This is a genomic window from Rhodospirillum centenum SW (genome assembly GCF_000016185.1).
Lineage (GTDB): Bacteria > Pseudomonadota > Alphaproteobacteria > Azospirillales > Azospirillaceae > Rhodocista > Rhodocista centena.
The window spans coordinates 1,103,100-1,122,158 of record NC_011420.2 but is presented as its reverse complement, the minus strand read 5'-3'; the positions used below and the strand labels follow the sequence as shown (position 1 = coordinate 1,122,158).

Sequence of the window (19,059 nt, the reverse complement as noted above, 5' to 3'; positions counted from 1 at the left end):
GATCACGGAAGGGAGACAGCGACAATGGCCATCGCACCAAGCCCGCCCGGCGCGCCGACGCCGGGACAGACGGAGATCCCGCCGCCGGGAGACACCCCCGCCCCCGGACCGACCGATCCGTCGCCGGTGCCGCCGGGTACGGACAATCCCGGTCCGGAGAGGCCGGCCCCCGCCCCGGCGCCGGACCCGCCCGGCGCCCCGAAGGCCCGGACCTGACCGGATGCTCAGCGGCCGGACGGTCCGGCCGTGTCGCCGGCCCCTGTCTCCAGAGTATCCGGAGCGACCTTGTCGAAGCGCAAGCCGCCCGCGGCCGTCTCCTGGACAGCCTCGCCAGCGCCGGTGAAGCCGCGCTCCCAGATGCGGGTGAAGGCGGACTGCACGGACATCTGGATGAGGCGGTAGGCGGCCCTGCCGTCGGGATCGGCACAGTCCGTCCCGACGGTATTGCCGGAGAAGGTCCATTCACCGCGGCGGTACAGCACCACCTCGCAACCCGCGATCCGGTCGAGCTGCTCGGGCATCAGCGCCTTCAGGCGCGCCGGATCGCGCCAGGCCCCGACCGCAGCGGCGGGATCGGGCAGGCGATAGCTGCGCAGTTCCACCCCGCCCCGCTCCGGCGCGAAGCGGATCTGCATGATGGCCTGGCGGATCGGCCGGTCGCGGTCGTCCTCCGGCGCCTCTTCCACATAGAGCCAGGGCCCGTCATGCCGGCGCGGCCAGATCGGCGTGACCTGACGGCGCAGGGGCGGAACCCGCGGGTCGGCCGCCGCCTGCTGTGCCGTGCTGAAGCTGCCCGTGAGCAGTGCTGCCAGGGTCTGGCTTTCATCCGCCCGCGCTGCTCCGGCCGGCACCAACGGCCCGATCAGGACCCCGAGCAGGATCAGGGCGGCGATGATCGGGCGAGGTCGGCCGGAAACGCGGGAGAGCAGCATCAGAACGGAATCTCGTCGTCGAGATCGTTGTTGACCGGCGGACGGCCGCCGCCCTGTCCGCCCGCCTGACCACCGCCCGCGCCACCACGGGGGCCGCGCTGGGGCGATGCGCCATAGCCGCCCCCGCCGCCATAGCTGCCGCCGTAGTCGCCACCACGGTCATAGTCCCCGCCGCCGCCGTAATCGCCCCCGCCGCTGCCACCGCCACTGCCCTCACGGCCATCCAGCAGGGTCAGCTCCCCCCGGAACTGCCGCAGCACGACCTCGGTCGTGTACTTCTCCTGCCCGGACTGGTCGGTCCATTTCCGGGTTTCGAGCTGGCCCTCGATATAGACCTTGGAGCCCTTGCGCAGATAGCGCTCGGCGATCTGGGCCAGATTCTCGTTGAAGATGACGACGGAATGCCACTGGGTGCGCTCCTGGCGCTCCCCGGTGTTGCGGTCCTTCCAGTTCTCGGAGGTGGCGATGCGCAGATTGCAGACCTTGCCGCCGTTCTGCATGTTCCGGATTTCCGGGTCCTTGCCCAGATTGCCGATCAGGATGACCTTGTTGACGCTGCCTGCCATGGGTCGTTCTTTCGCTGTCGTTTCGTTCTTTCGCCAAACGTCCTGAGCGCCAACCGGCCGGGCTCCCTGTGGCGGGTCCTGACCGTCGGCTGCGTTCCGGTAACCGTCCGGGCGCAGAAGGACGGCCACCCTACACGGCCTGTCGGGTCCAGGGAAGCCACCGCCACGGCGCCATCCGTGTCCCGTCGTGGTCGCCGGGAAACCCGCGACACAGGAGACCGCGCGGGTTCCCGTCGCGTCGATATATGGAACATTTCAGGAACTTTCGGAAGGGAGCATGAGCCCTGCGCCGGACAGTCCGGGACAACCGCCCGAGTCCCGCCCCGTTACCGCCCGCCGGAGCGTCCGAGCCTTCCGCCAGGGGCCGGGGCGGTATGCCCGTCCGGCATCGCATCCGGGTTTTTCCGTCCACCGTTCCGATCCATATTGCTGACGCCGTGCTTGCCCCTTCCCCTGCGGCCGGGCCTGCTATACAGAACACAGCATGAACAAGACGATCAGCGTCCGCGGTGCGCGCGAGCACAACCTCAAGAACGTCGACGTGGATCTGCCGCGCGACAGTCTGGTGGTGATCACCGGGCTGTCCGGGTCCGGCAAGTCGTCCCTGGCGTTCGACACCATCTATGCCGAGGGGCAGCGCCGCTATGTGGAGAGCCTGTCGGCCTACGCGCGCCAGTTCCTGGAGCTGATGCAGAAGCCGGACGTGGACAGCATCGAGGGGCTGTCCCCGGCCATCTCCATCGAGCAGAAGACGACCAGCCGCAATCCCCGCTCCACCGTCGGCACGGTGACGGAGATCTACGACTACATGCGGCTGCTCTATGCCCGTGTCGGCGTGCCCTATTCGCCGGTCACCGGCCTGCCGATCGAGAGCCAGACGGTCAGCCAGATGGTGGACCGCATCCTGGCGATGCCGGAAGGCACCCGCCTCTACCTGCTGGCCCCCATCGCCCGCGGCAAGAAGGGCGAGTTCAAGAAGGAGCTGGCGGAGCTGCGCAAGCGCGGCTTCCAGCGCATCAAGCTCAACGGCGAGCTGATGGAGATCGAGGACGCGCCGGCGCTGGACAAGAAGCTGAAGCACGACATCGAAGTGGTGGTGGACCGCATCGTCGTGCGCGAGGGGCTGGGCAACCGGCTGGCCGACAGTATCGAGACGGCGCTGGAGCTGTCCGACGGGCTGCTGTTCGCGGAGAACGCGGATACCGCCGAGCGCACCACCTTCTCCGCCAAGTTCGCCTGCCCGGAAAGCGGCTTCACCATCGAGGAGATCGAGCCGCGCCTGTTCTCCTTCAACAATCCCTACGGTGCCTGCCCGGCCTGCGACGGGCTGGGCGCGCGGCTCTACTTCGATCCGGGGCTGGTCGTCCCGGACGACCGGCTGAGCCTGCGGGAGGGCGCCATCGCCCCCTGGGCCGGCAGTTCCTCCCAGTACTATCTCCAGACGCTGGAAAGCATCGCCCGGCACCACAAGGTCAGCCTGGAGACGCCCTGGAAGGACCTGCCCGAGGCGGTCCGGCGGACGATCCTGTTCGGATCGGACGGCAAGGCGATCACCATGCGCTATGACGACGGCCTGCGCGCCTATGAGACGAACAAGCCGTTCGAGGGCGTGGTCACCAACCTGGAACGCCGCTGGAAGGAGACGGAGAGCGCCTGGGTGAAGGAGGAGCTGGGCAAGTACCAGTCCTCGCAGCCCTGCGAATCCTGCGGCGGCGCCCGCCTCAAGCCGGAGGCGCTGGCCGTCCGCATCCGTGGCCTGAACATCTCCCAGGTGTCGGCAAAGTCGATCCGGGAGGCCGGCGACTGGTTCGGGGAACTGGACGCGCACCTGACGGCGAAGCAGCGCGAGATCGCGCACCGGATTCTGAAGGAAATCAACGAGCGCCTTGGTTTCCTTAATAATGTCGGGCTGGACTATCTCGCGCTCGACCGCGCCTCGGGAACCCTGTCGGGCGGCGAGAGCCAGCGCATCCGGCTGGCCTCGCAGATCGGGTCCGGCCTGACGGGCGTGCTCTACGTGCTGGACGAGCCCTCCATCGGCCTGCACCAGCGCGACAACGACCGCCTGCTGGAGACGCTGAAGCGCCTGCGCGACCTGGGCAACACCGTGCTGGTCGTGGAGCATGACGAGGATGCCATCCGCCAGGCCGACTATCTGGTCGACATGGGGCCGGGTGCCGGCGTGCATGGCGGCACGGTGGTCGCACAGGGCACGCCGGAAGAGGTCAAGTCCAACCAGAATTCCGTTACAGGACAGTATCTTACGGGCCAACGCTCGATCCCCGTGCCAGCCCTGCGCCGGAGCGGCCACCGTGACCAGGTGCTGGAACTGGCCGGCTGCCGCTCGAACAACCTGCGCGACGTGACCGCGCGCATTCCGCTGGGCACCTTCACCTGCGTCACCGGCGTCTCGGGCGGCGGCAAGTCCACCCTGGTGATCGAGACGCTGTACAAGGCGCTGGCGAAGAAGCTGATGGGCGCGCGGGAGCATCCCGGCGAGTTCGCCGCCCTGCGCGGGATCGAGCATCTGGACAAGGTGATCGACATCGACCAGTCCCCGATCGGCCGGACGCCGCGGTCGAATCCAGCCACTTACACGGGCTGCTTCACCCCGATCCGCGACTGGTTCGCCGGCCTGCCGGAGGCCAAGGCGCGCGGCTACGGACCCGGCCGGTTCAGCTTCAACGTCAAGGGGGGCCGCTGCGAGGCCTGCCAGGGCGACGGCGTCATCAAGATCGAAATGCACTTCCTGCCGGACGTCTACGTCACCTGCGACGTCTGCCACGGCCACCGCTACAACCGCGAAACCCTGGAGATCACCTACAAGGACAAGAGCATCGCGCAGGTCCTTGAGATGACGGTGGAGGAAGGGGCCGAGTTCTTCCGGGCCGTGCCCTCGATCCGGGACAAGCTGGACACGCTCGCCCGGGTCGGGCTCGGCTACATCAAGATCGGGCAGCCGGCCACCACCCTGTCCGGCGGCGAGGCACAGCGCGTCAAGCTGGCCAAGGAACTGTCGCGCCGGGCCACCGGCCGCACCCTCTACATCCTGGACGAACCGACCACGGGCCTGCATTTCGAGGATGTGAGGAAACTCCTGGAAGTCCTTCATGCCCTTGTCGAACAGGGCAACACGGTGCTGGTGATCGAGCACAATCTGGAGGTCATCAAGACCGCCGACTGGATCATCGACCTGGGGCCGGAGGGCGGTGCCGGCGGCGGCCAGATCGTGGCCGCCGGTACGCCGGAGGATGTCGTCGGTGTCGAGCGCAGCTACACCGGACGCTATCTCCGACCCTATCTGGAGAGCGCCCGGAAGCCGCGCAGACGCGCCTCCTGACACCGCCCGGACCCGCACCGTTCAGCCGCGCTGGTGACGGGCGTCGAGCAGACGCTTCAGCCGCTTCACCTCCGCCTCCAGCCGGGCCACCTCCGCCGCCATCTGGCGCAGCCGCGACTGCGCCGCCGCGGCGGGGTCGTGGAAGGCGTCGTGGAACGGCCCGCGCGGCCGGCGGCGCTCTGCCTCGCTCATGCGGCGCGGCGCCAGCAGGGCCGCCCAGTCCGTTCCCCATCCCCTGACCAGTCGATGCGCCGCCAGCGCCGCCGCGGCCCGTTCCCCGGCATGGTCGGAGCCCAGCATCCCCAGCACGCGGACCAGCTTCAGCCACTGTCCCCGGGACAGGACGGTGGTTCCCCCCGTCGGCTGCATCCCTTCCTCCCTGCCTGTCGCCGCCCGGAGATGAGGCCGGACGGCGCCGGGCGCCATGGCCGGTTCCACCGGCCAGCCCCGCGGAACCGGCGCTGGTTCCGGACGGGCAGTTCGCATAGGGTGACACCATCGCGCACCTGTGTTCGGCACCCTCCCGGGGCGTGCGCGGCGGCTTGGTCACGGCGACTTGGTCACGGCGACTTGATCACGGGGGCCCGCAAGGTGGCATCCCCCCTCGTTCGGGTCCCGCGCGGTTTCGTTCGGCCGATCGCCGGCGGCTGCGTTCAAGCGATCGGGGTCGGCTCCCCGCACTTCAATCCTTCCGCCGAGGCGCGGGTACAGAACCCGCTTTGCGGGCTTTTCCCTTCGGGGCACAACCATTTCATTGACTTGCAATGGCTTGCCGATATCGTTTGTCTCTGCGCCGTCCGCGCTGCCGAAAAGAGGGCTCCGGCCGGTGTTCACCAGCTTTCTGGCGCCAAGGAGAGCGAAGCCATGCAAGTCAGCCCTGTTCGCCTTGCCACCTCTCCCATCCGGTTTCTTTTTCCCGTCAGAGACATTGAACAGCTTTTGATTTTGTTATTTCCGCCAGTCACCTGCTATTTCCTCATAGAATTGATAAGGGGTGGCGGAAGGGGTTGGGACGCAGCCCTTGGGTGTCTTTTTGCCATCTGGATATTATTGCTTTTGCGCTTGCCGGTTCTTTTCGTTGTCGGAAAAATCGGCAGCGATGACATCCGGGAAATTTTCCGATCCGTAGAAAAGAACGGATATGTGAAGGACGATCAGAAATCAGGAGAAAGCCTCCACTTCTTCCGGCCTCCCGGTCCTCGCCTGTTCCGTCTTGGTTCCGATCTGGTTTCGATATCCATTCGTGATGGACGAGCGGAAATAACCGGACCGTTCACTGAAATTCGCCATGTCCGGTCCAGGTTGTTGACGTCCGCGCACTCTTGAACCTGTGCTGCTGAACCTGTGCCGGAAGCGCGTGAGCTGGGAAGGGTACCGTTCCTGATCGGACCTGTGGCTGCCGGCAGATCCCATGCGTCGCGCCCGCCGCGGCCGGCGGCCAGCCGCGGCAGGTAGCGCGGCTTGGCTGCCGCGGCGGCGACGCCCTATAGTGGGCGGATGTCAGAACCGTCCGCCCGCCCGTTCCCCTGGTCCGCCTGGGCCATTCATCTGCTCACCGCGACCGGCGCCGTCTGGGCCTTCCTGGCCCTGCTGGCGGTGATCGACGGCGACGCGCCGGCGGTGTTCCTCTGGCTTGCCCTCGCCCTTCTGGTGGACGGGATCGACGGTCCCCTGGCCCGCCGCTTCGAGGTCAGGACGCGCGTGCCGCTGTTCGACGGGGCGGCGCTGGACCTGATCGTCGATTATCTGACCTATGTCTTCGTTCCGGTCGCCTTCCTCTGGCGCTTCGACATGCTGCCGCAGTCCCTCGATCTGGTGGGCTGTGCCTGGGTGCTGCTGACCTCGCTGCATCTCTTCGCCAAGCTCGACATGAAGGAGCCGGACAACCATTTCCTGGGCTTCCCGGCCGTCTGGAACGTGGTGGTGCTGTACCTCTTCCTGCTCGACGGCGGCCCCTGGACGAACGCGGCGGTGGTGCTGGCCTGCGGTATCCTGACCTTCCTGCCGGTGCGCTTCCTGCACCCGTTCCGGGTCCGCCGCTTCCGGCCCGTGACGGTGGCGCTGACGGCGGGCTGGGGCGCGGCGGCGGTCTGGCTGGTGCTCGCCTACCCGGCGCGGCCCCTGTTTCCCCTGGTCCTCTTCCTGGCCGCCAGCGCCTGGATCGTCGGGCTCAGCCTGTGGCGCACGCTCTCCGGCCCCTGGCGCTGAAGGCCCGCACACACGCCATTCTTCCGTCGGGAGGGCTGTGCTAGGGTCCGGGCACATCGCGCAGAGAACTGCGCAACAGGCTTCGTTCTGGGGGAGCGACACAATGCAGTTGAAGACGTCCCTACTCGCCCTGGCGGCGGTGGCGACCCTCGCCGCGGCGCCGGCGCGCGCCGACATCGTGGTCGGGCTGGGCGCCCCGATCACCGGCCCCAACGCCGTGTTCGGCGAGCAGATGCGGCGCGGCACCGAAATGGCGGTCAAGGACCTGAACGCGAAGGGCGGCGTGCTGGGCGAGACGCTGCGCTTCGTCGCCGAGGACGACGCCTCCAATCCCAGCCAGGGCGTCGCCGTGGCCAACAAGATGGCGACGGCCGGTGCCGCCCTTGTCGTCGGGCACTTCAATTCCGCCGTGACGATCCCCGCCGCCAAGGTCTATGCGGACGAGGGCATCCTCCTGATCACGCCCGCCTCGACCAACCCGCAGCTCACCGAGCAGGGGCTGGAGACGGTGTTCCGCACCTGCGGACGCGACGACCAGCAGGGCGACGTCGCCGCCAGCTACCTGATCAAGAACCACAGGAACGACCGCATCGCGGTGATCCACGACCAGACCACCTACGGCAAGGGACTGGCCGACGCGACCAAGGCGGCGATGAACAAGGGCGGCCTCCAGGAGGTCATGTACCAGGCGGTCACGGTGGGCGAGCGCGACATGTCCGCCCTGATCACCCGCATGCGGGATGCCGGCGTGAACGTCGTCTATTTCGGCGGCCTGCACACCGAGGGCGGCCTGATCGTGCGGCAGATGGCCGATGCCGGCATGAAGGCCGTCTTCATGTCGGGCGACGGCACCGTGAACCAGGAGTTCTGGAACATCACCGGCCCGACCGGCGAGGGCGCCCTGGTGACCTTCGGTGCCGACTACCGCGACGAGCCGATCGCGGCCGACGTGGTGAAGCGCTTCCGCGACCAGGGCTACGAGCCCGAGGCCTACACGCTCTACAGCTATGCCGCCGTCCAGGCCTGGGCTGCCGCGGCCGAGAAGGCGAAGAGCGCGGATGCGGAGAAGGTGGCCGAGGCGCTGCGCGAGGGCGAGTACCAGACCGTGATCGGCCCCCTCTCCTATGACGAGAAGGGCGATCGCCGCTCCACCGACTACATCATCTACCGCTGGTCCGACGGCGCCTACACGCCGATCAAGTGATCCGGCGCTCCGCCTTTCCGCCTGCCGCCGCCCGGTCCCGCCGGGCGGCGCGCGGAGGCTCCTGCAGTCCGATCCACAACGAGCGAAGAACAACCCGGTCGGGAGAGTTCCCGTGCGCATCCCCTTTCTGTCCGCCATGGCGGTCCCGGCGGTTCTGGCCACCGCCATCCTGATGGCGGGTCCGGCCGCGGCGGAAACGGCTGTCGGCCTCGCGGCCCCGTTGACCGGCCAGCTCGCCGCCGTCGGCGAGCAGCTCCGCCGCGGTGCCGAGCAGGCCGTGGCCGACATCAACGCGGCCGGCGGCGTCCTGGGTGAGCCCCTGCGCCTGATCCCGGCGGACGACGGCGGCGTGCCGGCGCAGGCGGTGGCCGTGGCCAACCGGCTGGCGACGGAGGGCGTGGCCCTGGTCGTCGGCCACCTCCAGTCCGGCACCACGATTCCGGCCTCGCAGGTCTATGAGGACGAGGGGATCGTCACCATCACCCCGACCGCCACCAGCCCCGAAGTGACGGAGGGCGACCGCACCCTGGTCTTCCGCACCTGCGGCCGCGACGACCAGCAGGGCGATGTCGCCGGCGGCTGGCTGGCGCGCCATTTCGCCGGCCGGCGCGTGGCCGTGGTCCACGACCAGACCACCTACGGCAAGGGACTGGCCGACGCCACCCGCGCCGCGATGGCAGCCAAGGGCCTGAACGACGTGCTCTACACCTCCCTGACGCTGGGTGAACGCGACTTCACGGCACTGGTCACCCGGATCAAGGCCGCCAATGTGGATGCCGTCTATTTCGGCGGCCTCTACACCGAAGCCGCCCTGCTGATCCGGCAGGCGCGGGAGGCGGGAGTCACCGCCCTGTTCGTCTCCGGTGACACGCTCGCCACGGACGAGTTCCAGGCCATCGCCGGGCCGGCCGCCGAGGGCATGACCATGACCTTCAGCGCCGATGCCCGCGCGAAGCCGGAGGCGCAGGACCTGATCGCCCGCCTGCGCGCCAACGGCGGCGAGCCGGGTGCCTACACGCTCTACGCCTATGCCGCCGTGCAGGTCTGGGCCAAGGCGGCGGAGAAGGCCGGCAGCACCGACGGCGCCCGGGTCGCGGCAACGCTGCGCCAGGGGGACTATGCCACGGTCGTGGGGCCGCTCGCCTTCGACGCCAAGGGCGACCGCACCAGCACGGATTATGTCATGTACCGCTGGGGCAGCGCCGGCTACGCCCCGCTTGCCGCCGACTGAGGACGGATGCGGGGCGGCGGTCGGGAGGGCCCCGCCCCGCCTTCTACGGCGCGGCGATCCTGTCCGGCAGCCGGGTCAGCCAGCCCTCCACCCGCGCCTGATTGACCCCGAAGTCGCGGACACCGAACACGGCACGGCTGTAGACCAGCAGCGTGCTGCCGCCGCCCTCCGCCGGGCGGATCTCGATGCTCACGAAATCCGGGAAGCGCATGGCGCGGGACTGCTGGACCGCGGTCAGGCGCATGCCGTCATCGGAGCGTCGGACGATGCGGGTCCGCGGCTCCTGTTCCACCAGGGCGATGACGGCATCGCGCAGGCTTGCGGCCGGGACCGGAAAGACGGGGGCGGCCGCATGGGGCTGCGCGAGCGGCGTCGCCCCCGGCGGCGCGACGAGGAACTGGTTGGGCTTCCAGCCCAGTTCCAGGGTCTGGAAGTCGATCAGGCCGCCATGCTCCTCCTCGATGGCGCCGATCCGGGCGGTGATGAAGACCTGCCAGCCGACGAACAGGACGGCGACGATGCCGATGGCCCAGACAAGCAGTTTTCCAAGGAACGCGATCACCTCTGTCCTCCCTCTTATTATTGTGGCGCCACCTTACAGACGGCCCGGCCGCGCCGTCAGCCCCTTTCCCGTTTCCGTCAGGCTTGACGGCGTGCGGGCGGCTCGCCACACCTGTCCGCATGACTGACACAGCCCCCATCCATATCGTCGGTGCCGGCCTCGCCGGCAGCGAGGCCGCCTGGCAGATCGCGCAGGCCGGTATTCCGGTCGTGCTGCACGAGATGCGCCCCGTCCGCCGCACGGACGCGCACCAGACCGACCGCTGCGCCGAGCTGGTCTGCTCCAACTCCTTCCGCTCGGACGATGCCGAGTACAACGCCGTCGGCCTTCTGCACGAGGAGATGCGGCGCTGCGGCTCGCTCATCCTCACCACCGGCGACGCGCACAAGGTCCCGGCGGGCGGTGCCCTGGCGGTGGACCGCGACGGATTCGCGGACGCCGTGACGGCCGCCCTGGAGGCGCACCCGCTGATCCGGATCGAGCGGGGCGAGCTGACCGGCCTGCCGCCGGCCGACTGGGACAGCGTGGTGGTGGCGACGGGGCCTCTGACCTCGCCCGATCTCGCGCGCGCCATCCTGGACCTGACCGGGGAGGCGCAGCTCTCCTTCTTCGACGCCATCGCGCCGATCGTCTATTTCGAGAGCATCGACCTGACCAAGGCGTGGTTCCAGTCCCGCTACGACAAGGAAGGCCCCGGCGGGACGGGCAAGGACTACATCAACTGCGCCATGGACAAGGAGCAGTACCTGGCCTTCATCCAGGCCCTGCTGGACGCGCCGAAGACCGAGTTCAAGGACTGGGAGAAGGATACGCCCTACTTCGAGGGCTGCCTGCCCATCGAGGTCATGGCGGAGCGCGGGGTAGACACGCTGCGCTACGGCCCGATGAAGCCGGTCGGCCTGACCGACCCGCACACCGCCCGCCGCCCCTACGCCGTGGTCCAGCTCCGCCAGGACAACGCGCTGGGCACGCTCTACAATCTGGTCGGCTTCCAGACCAAGCTGAAATACGCGGAGCAGACCAGGGTCTTCCGGATGATCCCCGGTCTGGAGAACGCCGAGTTCGCCCGGCTGGGCGGCATGCACCGCAACACCTTCCTGAACAGCCCGCGACTGCTGGACCCGGTGCTGCGCCTGAAGGCGATGCCCCGGCTGCGCTTCGCCGGCCAGATCACCGGCTGCGAGGGCTATGTCGAGAGCGCGGCCGTGGGTCTCCTGGCAGGCCGGTTCGCCGCGGCCGAGCGGCTGGGACGCGATCCCATCATCCCGCCGGCGACCACGGCCCTGGGGGCGCTCCTGAACCACATCACCGGCGGGGCTGAGGCGGAGACCTTCCAGCCGATGAACGTCAATTTCGGCCTGTTCCCGCCGCTGGACGCCCGCCAGCCCAACGGCAAGGAACTGCACGGCAAGGACCGCAAGCGCGCCTATACCGGCCGGGCCCTGGCCGATCTGGACGCCTGGCTGGGCCGCGGCCCGGCCGCCGCGGCCTGAGCGACCGCCGGGCGTCTTACCAGCGCCCGGTCAGCGCGGCCCAGCCCAGACGGAGCTGACGCAGCGGGTGGGGCATCTGCATCCGCGGTGCGAAGGGGTCGAATCCCGCCTTTGCCAGAGCGGTGAGATAAAGGTCGCAGAGCGGCCCCGTCAGCAGGGCCGGCAGGGCCGCGGCCGGCACCTGCCGGCGCAGCGCCCGGGCCTGCGCCTGACGCCGAGACGCCTCCTCCGCGACCACCTGGACGACAGCCGCGAGTCCCGCCGGCGGCGTCCCGGCGAACAGTGCCGTCTCCGGCACGCCATGGCACGCCATCAGGTCGGCCGGCAGCAGCAGGCGCTGATGCGAAGCATGGAACGGGACCGCGCGCAGCACGCCGGTGAGCGCCCAGGCCGTGGCGGCATGGCGCGCCGCCTCCATCGCCGCGTCCTGGCGCACCCCCAGAACCTCCAGCGCGAGCTGGGCCAGCGGCGCCGCGGTGGCCTCGGCATAGGCGGTGAGGGCAACGAGGCTGGCCGGCGGCCCCTCCTCCAGATCGGCCTCGCGCGCCTCGATCAGCCGGTCGAGACGGGCAGAGTCCAGGCCATGGCGTCCGATGGTGCCGGCCAGTGCCTCCACCACCTCGTGCCGCCGCACCTCGCCCCGGCCGATCCCCTCCAGCGCATCCCGCCACCACTGCAGCCGGATCAGGCCCAGCGTCGCCTCGCTCACCACCTCGCGCGTCTTGGCGACCTCAAGATTGCAGGCGTAGAGCGCGAACAGGTCCTCGCGGCGGTCGGCGGGCGCGAACAGGGCCGTCAGGAAGCGGTCGTTATCGAACCGGCGTACCTGATCGGCGCAGTAGGATAGATCGGAGGGGGCCATGAGGGGCCGGGTGGTTGCGAAGGGGCGTCGCGCTTATATGGCAAAGCGGGAGCCGGCCGGAAGTCCCGGCGGCTGGAAAAGCGGACCTGCCTGCCTTGACCCCCTCCGGCACCGGACGTATCTCTCGCGCGGCGCCTTGCGCCTGGGAGTTAACGAGACAACCACAGGAGCCGAAACATGGCCTTCACCCTCCCGGACCTTACCTATGACGTGACGGCGCTGGAGCCGCACATCGATGCGCAGACCATGGGCCTGCACCATGGCAAGCATCATCAGGCCTACGTCACGAACCTGAACAACGCCCTGGCCGAGCACAGCCAGCTGCATGGCCTGTCGCTGACCGACCTGCTGAAGCGGCTGGGCGAACTGCCGGAGGGCATCCGCACCGCCGTGCGCAACAATGGCGGCGGCCACGCCAACCACAGCATGTTCTGGACCATCATGGGGCCGAACGGCGGCGGTGAGCCGACCGGCGCGGTCGGGGAAGCCATCGCCCGCGACTTCGGCGCCTTCGAGGACTTCAAGAAGAAGTTCAACGAGGCCGGCACCAAGCAGTTCGGCTCGGGCTGGGTCTTCGTCACCGTCGATCCCGCCGGCAAGCTGGAGATCGTCGCGCGTCCGAACCAGGACACGCCGCTGATGGACGGCAAGCCGGTGCTGATGGGCAACGACGTGTGGGAGCACGCCTATTACCTGAAGTACCAGAACCGCCGCGCCGACTATCTGGCCGCGTGGTGGAACACGGTGAACTGGACCGCCGTCAACGAGCGCCTGTCCGCCATCCGGAACGGCGGCGTCCTCTGACGCCCCCGCCCCTGATGCCCCCGATGGGGCATCCCTGACCCGGCCGTGCGCGCCCTGGGGAGACGGTTCCCCGGGGCGCCGGCAGGAGCCGGTCATCCGGCTTACCCTGGGGCAGAATGTCGGCCGAGCGTCCTAGGCGCTATCCCGTCTTCATTGCGCCGCCGGGTTCTGGCAGAGTAGGCGACCAAGCCCGTTGCCGAGGGCCGTGATGGCCGATTTCCGTACCGCCCCCCTGGTTCCGGAACAGTCGGAGCCCGCTCCCCGGAAGAGCGCGGGGGAAGAGAATTTCCCGGTCGCCTCGCGGCTGGTGCCCAAGCACCTGCGGCCGCACGTCATGGCGTTCTATGCCTTCGTCCGCTTGGCGGACGACATCGCCGACGATCCGAACCTCGATCCCGAGATGAAGATCGCCCAGCTCGACGCGCTGGAGCGCGCGCTGGTCAGCGGCATCGGCGCCCAGACCTGGCTGGCCCCGGCCCTTCAGCTCAAGGCCAGTCTGGCCGCCACCGGCGTCTCCGGCCTGCACGCCCGGCAGATGCTCCAGGCCTTCCGGCGCGATGCCCATTGCGGCCGCTGCAAGCAGTGGGCGGACCTGCTGCTCTACTGCCGCTATTCCGCCAATCCCGTCGGCCGGTATCTGCTGGAACTGCACGGAGAACCGATGGCGGCCGCACCGGCCGCGGATGCGCTGTGCAGCGCGCTCCAGATCATCAACCACCTCCAGGACTGCCGGACCGACTGGGTCGATCTGGGACGGTGCTACCTGCCCACGACGTGGTTCCGTGAGGCCGGCGGCGACCCGGAGCAACTGGTGGAGACGGCGGCGACCCCGGCCGTCCGCGCGGTCATCGACCGCTGCCTGGACGAGGTGGACGCCCTGCTGCTGCGGGCGGACACCCTGCCCCGCCAGATCGCCGACCGCGGCCTGCGGCTGGAGACCGCCGTCATCATCCGGCTGGCCCGGTCCCTGGCGCGCGAGCTGCGCCGCCGCGATCCCCTGGCCGAACGGATCGAGCTGAAGGGCATGGTCAAGCTGGGCGCCGTCCTGCGCGGGGTCGGCGACGGCATCGCTGCCCGGCCGAAGGCACGCCGGCGGACTGGCGGCGCGGCGGGTTCTCGCACCAGCACCTTCTACTGGCCCCTGCGTTTCCTGCCGGCCGCCAAGCGCCGCGCCATGTTCGCCGTCTACGCCTTCTGCCGGCAGGTTGACGACATCGCGGACGAGCCGGGGCCGCTGGAAGCCAAGCGGGCCGCCCTGTCCGACTGGCGCCGCCGGCTGGACGCGGTGTATGGCGATGAGGGCGGCATCGCCGATCCGCTGCTGCGCGATCTGGCCGAGGCGGTCCGGCACTACGCGCTGCCCCGGGCCGAGTTCGACGCCATCGTGGACGGCATGGCGATGGATCTCGAAGGCCCGATCCGGGCGCCGTCGCAGGAGGATCTGACCCTCTACTGTCGCCGGGTCGCAGGTGCGGTCGGCATGCTGGCGGTACGGGTCTTCGGCTCCCCCGACGACCGGCATGACCGCTTCGCCATCGCGCTCGGGGAGGCGCTGCAACTCACCAACATCCTGCGCGACCTGACCGAGGATGCGGCCCTGGGCCGCCTCTACCTGCCGCGGGAGGCGCTGGCCCAGGCCGGTCTGCTGAGCGACGGCACGGAGGTGGAGCCCGCCGCGGTGCTGGCCGATCCCGCCGTCGCCCGCGTCTGCGAGAGTGTGGCGGCCCGGGCGGATGCCCGCTTCGTGGAGGCACAGGAGGCGCTGCCCCGCCAGGACTGCCGGATGCTCTGGCCCGCGGTGGCGATGATGCTGCTCTATCGCCGCCTGCTCGACCGCATGACGGCACGCGGCTGGTCCGAGCTGGCCGACCGCCCCGTCCTGACCAGGCGGGAAAAGGTCATGACGGCACTGCGCTGTGCCATCGGGCATCCGCCCCGGACCTGAGAGCACGAACGGCCCGCGCGTGTCTTCCTTCCCCCGATCCCCTGCCCGGCATGGTGCCGGCGCCGATGCCCGCATCCATGTCGTCGGCGCCGGGCTGGCCGGGCTTGCCTGTGCGACGACCCTCGCAGCGACCGGCAGGCCGGTCACCCTCTACGAAGCGGCGACGCAGGCCGGCGGGCGCTGCCGCAGCTACGGGGATGCCCGTCTGGGCTGCCGGATCGACAACGGCAACCACCTGATCCTGGGCGCCAATCCGGAGACCTTCCGCTATCTCGACCGGACCGGCGGGCGGGACGGGCTCCGCCCCGTCGCCCCGGCCGCGATCCCGTTCCACGATCTGGCCGACGGCAGCACCTGGACCGTGCGCCCCGGCGCGGGACCGCTGCCGCTCTGGCTGCTGGACCCGGCGCGCCGCGTCGCCGGGGCCGCGGCCCTGCCGCATCTGGCGCCCCTGCGTCTGTCCCTGGCCGGCGCCGATGCCACCGTGGCGGCGATGCTGCCGCTCGATACGACCCTGGGCCGGCGGCTCTGGCGCCCCTTGGCCGTCTCCATCCTCAACACCGAACCGGAGGCCGCCTCGGCCCGGCTGCTCTGGAGCGTGCTGTCGCAGACGCTGCTGAAGGGCGAAGCGGCGTGCCGGCCGCACATCGCCTGCGAGGGCCTGTCGGAGGCGCTGGTCGATCCCGCCCTCGCCTTCCTGGCCGGAACGGGGGCGGAGCTGCGTTTCCATGCCCGGCTGCGCACCCTGGAGGTCGGGAACGGCGCCGTGGCGGCCCTGCGGTTCGAGGGCGGGCAGACGGTCGCCCTGGCGCCGGAAGACCGGGTCGTGCTGGCGGTTCCCGCCTGGCAGGCGGCGGACCTGCTGCCCGGCCTGCGCGTCCCCGCGGAACATCGCGCCATCCTCAACGCCCACTTCCGGTTGCCCGCGCCGGTCGCCCTGCCCGGCGGATTGCCGCTGCTCGGGCTCATCGGCGGCACGGCGGAGTGGCTGTTCCAGCGTGGCGACGTCCTCTCGGTCACGGTCAGCGCCGCCGACCGCCTGATCGGGGAGGACAGCGACACCCTTGCCGTCCGGCTCTGGTCCGACGTGGCCCGCGCCCTGTGCCTGCCGGACGCCTGTCCGCCGGCCCATCGGATCGTGAAGGAGAAGCGGGCGACCTTCGCCGCCACGCCGGGCATCGCGGCCGACCGGCCAGGGCCGCGCACGGCTCTGGACAACCTGCTGCTGGCGGGGGACTGGACCGATACCGGCCTGCCGGCCACCATCGAGGGGGCCGTGCTCTCTGGCCACCGGGCGGCGGCAATCCTGCTCCGGGATCAGATCGGCAGCAGCGCGGCCGCGACGCGGCGGCCTTCGGCCAGCAGGACGTTGTAGGTCCGGCAGGCGGCCGGGGTGTCCATCGCCTCCACGACGATGCCGGCCCGGCGCAGATCCTGCTTCACGGCGGAGGGCAGCAACCGCATCCGCGGCCCGCAGCCCAGCAGCAGCAGTTCGACCGGCGGCTCCGCCGTGCGCACGGCCTGGACGCTCGCCGCGTCCAGTCCCTCGAAGGTGCCGATATCCCAGAGGACGGTCCGGTCCGGAAAGACGATGACCGCCGTCTCATAGAGCGTGTTGCTGATCCGGAAGCGGCCCGGCCCGTACGTGTCGATCACCTGCCGGTCGGCAGGGATCAGCGGCGTGATGTCCATGCGCATCTCCTCCCCGGGACGCATTTCCTCCCAGGGACGGGGGAACCCGACCAGCCGGGTCCCCCTCCGCCGGGAGCGGTCAGATGGGGACGGTCTTCGGCCGGGTCCGCCGCAGCCACACCACCACCATCAGGCGCGTCACCATGATCGCCGTGAACATGGAGGCGAGAATGCCGATGGACAGTGTCACGGCGAATCCCTTCACCGGCCCCGATCCGAACATGAACAACAACAGTGCTGCGATGAGCGTCGTCAGATTGCTGTCGATGATGGTCGTCAGGGCGCGGTTGTAGCCCGCGTCGATGGCGGCGATGGGCGTGCGCCCGAACCGCAGCTCCTCACGGATGCGCTCGAAGATCAGCACGTTGGCGTCCACCGCCATGCCGATGGTCAGCACGATGCCGGCGATTCCGGGGAGAGTCAGCGTCGCCTGAAGGATGGACAGCGCCGCGAAGATCAGGGCGATGTTGAAGACCAGCGCCAGATTGGCGAACAGGCCGAACAGGCCGTAGCAGAGCGCCATGAAGGCGACGACCATCACCAGACCGGCGATGCTGGCGATCCGCCCGGCTTCGATGGAATCGGCGCCCAGGCCCGGACCGACCGTCCGCTCCTCCAGCACCGTCAGCGGTGCCGGGAGGGCACCGGCGCGCAGCAGCAGGGACAGGTCGTTGGCCGTCTCCACGGTGAAGCTGCCACGGATGATGCCGCTGCCACCCAGGATCGGCTCCTGGATGCGGGGGGCGGAGATAACCTGGTTGTCCAGAACGATGGCGAACCGCTTCTCCACATTGGCGCTGGTCGCCTCGCCGAAACGGCGGGCCCCCAGGCTGTCGAAACGGAAGCTGACGACGGGCTGGCCATCCTGGAAGCTGGGCTGCGAGTCGACCAGGGTCGAACCGTCCACCATGACGCGCTTGCGCACGACCTCGACACCGCCGTCGCGGCTGGGCAGCAGTTCGGAACCGGGCGGGATGCGGCCGGCCTGGGCATCGGCCGGAGAAATGTCGTCATCCACCAGCCGGAAGGTGAGCTTCGCCGTCTGGCCCAGCAGGCGCTTGACACGCTCGGGGTCGTCCACACCCGGAAGCTGGACAAGGATGCGGTCCTCGCCCTGCCGCTGGATGGTCGGCTCGCGCGTGCCGGTCTCGTCGATACGGCGACGGACGATCTCGATGGACTGCTCCACCGCCGCCCGGCGCAACCCCTGGACCGTGGAATCCGTCAGGGATGCGACGATCCGGTTGCCCTCATCGGTCCGGATGGAAAGATCGCTCTCCACGTTGCGCACGGCGGAGCGGGCAGTCTCCAGGTCCGCCGGGTCGCGCAGCGTGAAGGCGATGCCGTTGCCGACGACGCCCAGGTCGGTATAGCCGATCCTGGCATCACGCAGCGCAGCGCGCGCCCCGTCCTGCAAGGCGTTCAGCCGCTCCTGAACGACCACGTCGACCTTGACCTCCAGAAGCAGGTGGGACCCGCCCTGGAGGTCAAGTCCGAGGTTGACGGTCTTCGTCGGGAGCCACCCTGGAAGGCTGGACGCCCAGGAATCGACCTTGGCGCGCCCCAGCACGTTCGGCGCCGCGTACAGCAGCGACAGCAGGCAGACGCCCACGACGAGGACGACCTTCCACTTGGCAAAATAGATCATGGTGCGTGCCGACCCCAGGAAAACGGCTCAGGCGGAGGAGCGGAATTACTTCTTGGCCGCGGCGTCGGCCGCGTCGTCTGCCTTGGAATCGGCCTTCGCCTTCGCCGGCTCGGTCTTCGCCAGCACGGCGGAGACGGTCCCGCGGATCACGCGCACGCGCACGCCCTCGGCGATCTCGACGGTGAGTTCGTCGTCCGGCCCGACCTTCACGACGGTGCCGACGATGCCGCCACCCGTGACGACCCGGTCGCCCCGGCGCAGCGCCTCCAGCATGGCCTTGTGCTCCTTCATCTTCTTCTGCTGCGGACGGATCAGCAGGAAGTAGAAGACGACGAAGATCAGGATCAGCGGCAGCAGCGACACCAGTGCATTCGGCTCCGCGGGTGCGCCCGCACCCTGGGCGAAGGCCGTGGAAATGAACATGGAACTCTCCTTGGGGATGTCATTCGCGCGGACGGCGCGACTATACCCGCCCCGGCCGCGCTTGCAATGGAAACCGGCCCGGTCCGATCGGCGCAGACCGCGGGGGAAGGCACCCCGCTTGCGGCCGCACCGGCCTGTGGTTACGGTCG

General features: G+C 69.7%; 17 protein-coding genes. 9 read left to right on the top strand and 8 right to left on the bottom strand.

Annotated elements, in window-relative coordinates; all coding sequences use genetic code 11:
- Positions 1 to 224 precede the first annotated feature (224 nt).
- Entirely contained in the window at positions 225 to 932 is a 708-nt protein-coding gene (locus RC1_RS05025) for a chromophore lyase CpcT/CpeT (RefSeq protein WP_012566268.1), read from the bottom strand.
- Positions 932 to 1,498 (bottom strand): single-stranded DNA-binding protein, encoded by a 567-nt coding sequence (gene ssb, locus RC1_RS05020; RefSeq protein ID WP_012566267.1) that lies wholly within the window; start codon positions 1,496 to 1,498, stop codon positions 932 to 934. Before ssb ends, RC1_RS05025 begins: the two co-directional genes overlap by 1 nt.
- Positions 1,499 to 1,982: 484 nt before the next feature.
- Between ssb and uvrA the strand changes: the two genes are divergently transcribed.
- Complete coding sequence (uvrA, locus tag RC1_RS05015) at positions 1,983 to 4,838, top strand: excinuclease ABC subunit UvrA (RefSeq protein WP_012566265.1); 2,856 nt, start codon at positions 1,983 to 1,985, stop codon at positions 4,836 to 4,838.
- Between the two features lie 21 nt (positions 4,839 to 4,859).
- Here the strand turns inward: uvrA and RC1_RS05010 are convergent, their stop codons facing one another.
- Positions 4,860 to 5,207 (bottom strand): hypothetical protein, encoded by a 348-nt coding sequence (locus RC1_RS05010; protein WP_012566264.1) that lies wholly within the window; start codon positions 5,205 to 5,207, stop codon positions 4,860 to 4,862.
- Between the two features lie 222 nt (positions 5,208 to 5,429).
- On the opposite strand from RC1_RS05010, the gene RC1_RS21380 reads away from it, so the two are divergent.
- From RC1_RS21380 to RC1_RS04995, 4 genes are all read left to right on the top strand, one after another.
- Entirely contained in the window at positions 5,430 to 6,164 is a 735-nt protein-coding gene (locus tag RC1_RS21380) for a hypothetical protein (protein WP_148213381.1), read from the top strand.
- Between the two features lie 171 nt (positions 6,165 to 6,335).
- Complete coding sequence (locus RC1_RS05005; protein ID WP_012566263.1) at positions 6,336 to 7,046, top strand: CDP-alcohol phosphatidyltransferase family protein; 711 nt, start codon at positions 6,336 to 6,338, stop codon at positions 7,044 to 7,046.
- A 103-nt stretch (positions 7,047 to 7,149) separates the two neighbouring features.
- Positions 7,150 to 8,250, top strand: coding sequence for a branched-chain amino acid ABC transporter substrate-binding protein (locus RC1_RS05000; RefSeq protein ID WP_012566262.1), 1,101 nt, complete (start codon positions 7,150 to 7,152; stop codon positions 8,248 to 8,250).
- A 112-nt stretch (positions 8,251 to 8,362) separates the two neighbouring features.
- Positions 8,363 to 9,481: a branched-chain amino acid ABC transporter substrate-binding protein gene (locus RC1_RS04995; RefSeq protein ID WP_012566261.1), complete on the top strand. Its 1,119-nt coding sequence runs from the start codon at positions 8,363 to 8,365 to the stop codon at positions 9,479 to 9,481.
- A gap of 43 nt (positions 9,482 to 9,524) precedes the next feature.
- Here RC1_RS04995 and RC1_RS19915 read toward each other — a convergent pair whose 3' ends face one another.
- Positions 9,525 to 10,043, bottom strand: a complete 519-nt coding sequence (locus RC1_RS19915; protein ID WP_012566260.1) for a DUF1499 domain-containing protein — start codon at positions 10,041 to 10,043, stop codon at positions 9,525 to 9,527.
- Between the two features lie 119 nt (positions 10,044 to 10,162).
- Here RC1_RS19915 and trmFO point away from each other — a divergent pair, with 119 nt between their 5' ends.
- Positions 10,163 to 11,536 carry a methylenetetrahydrofolate--tRNA-(uracil(54)-C(5))-methyltransferase (FADH(2)-oxidizing) TrmFO gene (gene trmFO / locus RC1_RS04985; protein ID WP_012566259.1) on the top strand — a complete coding sequence of 458 codons (1,374 nt, stop codon included), beginning with the start codon at positions 10,163 to 10,165 and terminating at the stop codon, positions 11,534 to 11,536.
- Positions 11,537 to 11,552: 16 nt separating this feature from the next.
- Here trmFO and RC1_RS04980 read toward each other — a convergent pair whose 3' ends face one another.
- Positions 11,553 to 12,398 (bottom strand): phytoene/squalene synthase family protein, encoded by an 846-nt coding sequence (locus tag RC1_RS04980; protein ID WP_012566258.1) that lies wholly within the window; start codon positions 12,396 to 12,398, stop codon positions 11,553 to 11,555.
- 177 nt (positions 12,399 to 12,575) lie between these two features.
- Here RC1_RS04980 and RC1_RS04975 point away from each other — a divergent pair, with 177 nt between their 5' ends.
- The 3 genes from RC1_RS04975 to hpnE all read left to right on the top strand — a co-directional run bounded on the left by RC1_RS04975 (position 12,576) and on the right by hpnE (position 16,522).
- Complete coding sequence (locus tag RC1_RS04975) at positions 12,576 to 13,202, top strand: superoxide dismutase (protein WP_012566257.1); 627 nt, start codon at positions 12,576 to 12,578, stop codon at positions 13,200 to 13,202.
- A gap of 208 nt (positions 13,203 to 13,410) precedes the next feature.
- Positions 13,411 to 15,147, top strand: coding sequence for a presqualene diphosphate synthase HpnD (gene hpnD, locus RC1_RS20685; RefSeq protein ID WP_012566256.1), 1,737 nt, complete (start codon positions 13,411 to 13,413; stop codon positions 15,145 to 15,147).
- Positions 15,148 to 15,166: 19 nt separating this feature from the next.
- Positions 15,167 to 16,522, top strand: a complete 1,356-nt coding sequence (gene hpnE, locus RC1_RS04960; RefSeq protein WP_012566255.1) for a hydroxysqualene dehydroxylase HpnE — start codon at positions 15,167 to 15,169, stop codon at positions 16,520 to 16,522.
- On the opposite strand, the gene RC1_RS04955 is transcribed toward hpnE, so the two are convergent.
- The 3 genes from RC1_RS04955 to yajC all read right to left on the bottom strand — a co-directional run bounded on the left by RC1_RS04955 (position 16,465) and on the right by yajC (position 18,910).
- The gene (locus RC1_RS04955) at positions 16,465 to 16,839 is read right to left on the bottom strand and encodes an Mth938-like domain-containing protein (protein ID WP_041786053.1); all 375 of its coding nucleotides are present in this window, start codon (positions 16,837 to 16,839) and stop codon (positions 16,465 to 16,467) included. The genes hpnE and RC1_RS04955 overlap by 58 nt on opposite strands.
- Positions 16,840 to 16,918: 79 nt before the next feature.
- A complete protein-coding gene (secD, locus tag RC1_RS04950; RefSeq protein ID WP_012566254.1) occupies positions 16,919 to 18,487 on the bottom strand; it encodes a protein translocase subunit SecD in 1,569 nt (522 codons plus the stop codon).
- A 45-nt stretch (positions 18,488 to 18,532) separates the two neighbouring features.
- Positions 18,533 to 18,910 carry a preprotein translocase subunit YajC gene (yajC, locus tag RC1_RS04945; RefSeq protein WP_012566253.1) on the bottom strand — a complete coding sequence of 126 codons (378 nt, stop codon included), beginning with the start codon at positions 18,908 to 18,910 and terminating at the stop codon, positions 18,533 to 18,535.
- Positions 18,911 to 19,059: the final 149 nt, after the last annotated feature.

What these genes read in the sequence shown, in the direction of transcription:
- RC1_RS05025 (WP_012566268.1), bottom strand. Translation starts at nt 932, where the DNA reads ATGCTGCTCTCCCGCGTTTCCGGCCGACCTCGCCCGATCATCGCCGCC.
- ssb (WP_012566267.1), bottom strand. Translation starts at nt 1,498, where the DNA reads ATGGCAGGCAGCGTCAACAAGGTCATCCTGATCGGCAATCTGGGCAAG.
- uvrA (WP_012566265.1), top strand. Translation starts at nt 1,983, where the DNA reads ATGAACAAGACGATCAGCGTCCGCGGTGCGCGCGAGCACAACCTCAAG.
- RC1_RS05010 (WP_012566264.1), bottom strand. Translation starts at nt 5,207, where the DNA reads ATGCAGCCGACGGGGGGAACCACCGTCCTGTCCCGGGGACAGTGGCTG.
- RC1_RS05005 (WP_012566263.1), top strand. Translation starts at nt 6,336, where the DNA reads ATGTCAGAACCGTCCGCCCGCCCGTTCCCCTGGTCCGCCTGGGCCATT.
- RC1_RS05000 (WP_012566262.1), top strand. Translation starts at nt 7,150, where the DNA reads ATGCAGTTGAAGACGTCCCTACTCGCCCTGGCGGCGGTGGCGACCCTC.
- trmFO (WP_012566259.1), top strand. Translation starts at nt 10,163, where the DNA reads ATGACTGACACAGCCCCCATCCATATCGTCGGTGCCGGCCTCGCCGGC.
- RC1_RS04980 (WP_012566258.1), bottom strand. Translation starts at nt 12,398, where the DNA reads ATGGCCCCCTCCGATCTATCCTACTGCGCCGATCAGGTACGCCGGTTC.
- RC1_RS04975 (WP_012566257.1), top strand. Translation starts at nt 12,576, where the DNA reads ATGGCCTTCACCCTCCCGGACCTTACCTATGACGTGACGGCGCTGGAG.
- hpnD (WP_012566256.1), top strand. Translation starts at nt 13,411, where the DNA reads ATGGCCGATTTCCGTACCGCCCCCCTGGTTCCGGAACAGTCGGAGCCC.
- RC1_RS04955 (WP_041786053.1), bottom strand. Translation starts at nt 16,839, where the DNA reads ATGGACATCACGCCGCTGATCCCTGCCGACCGGCAGGTGATCGACACG.
- secD (WP_012566254.1), bottom strand. Translation starts at nt 18,487, where the DNA reads ATGATCTATTTTGCCAAGTGGAAGGTCGTCCTCGTCGTGGGCGTCTGC.
- yajC (WP_012566253.1), bottom strand. Translation starts at nt 18,910, where the DNA reads ATGTTCATTTCCACGGCCTTCGCCCAGGGTGCGGGCGCACCCGCGGAG.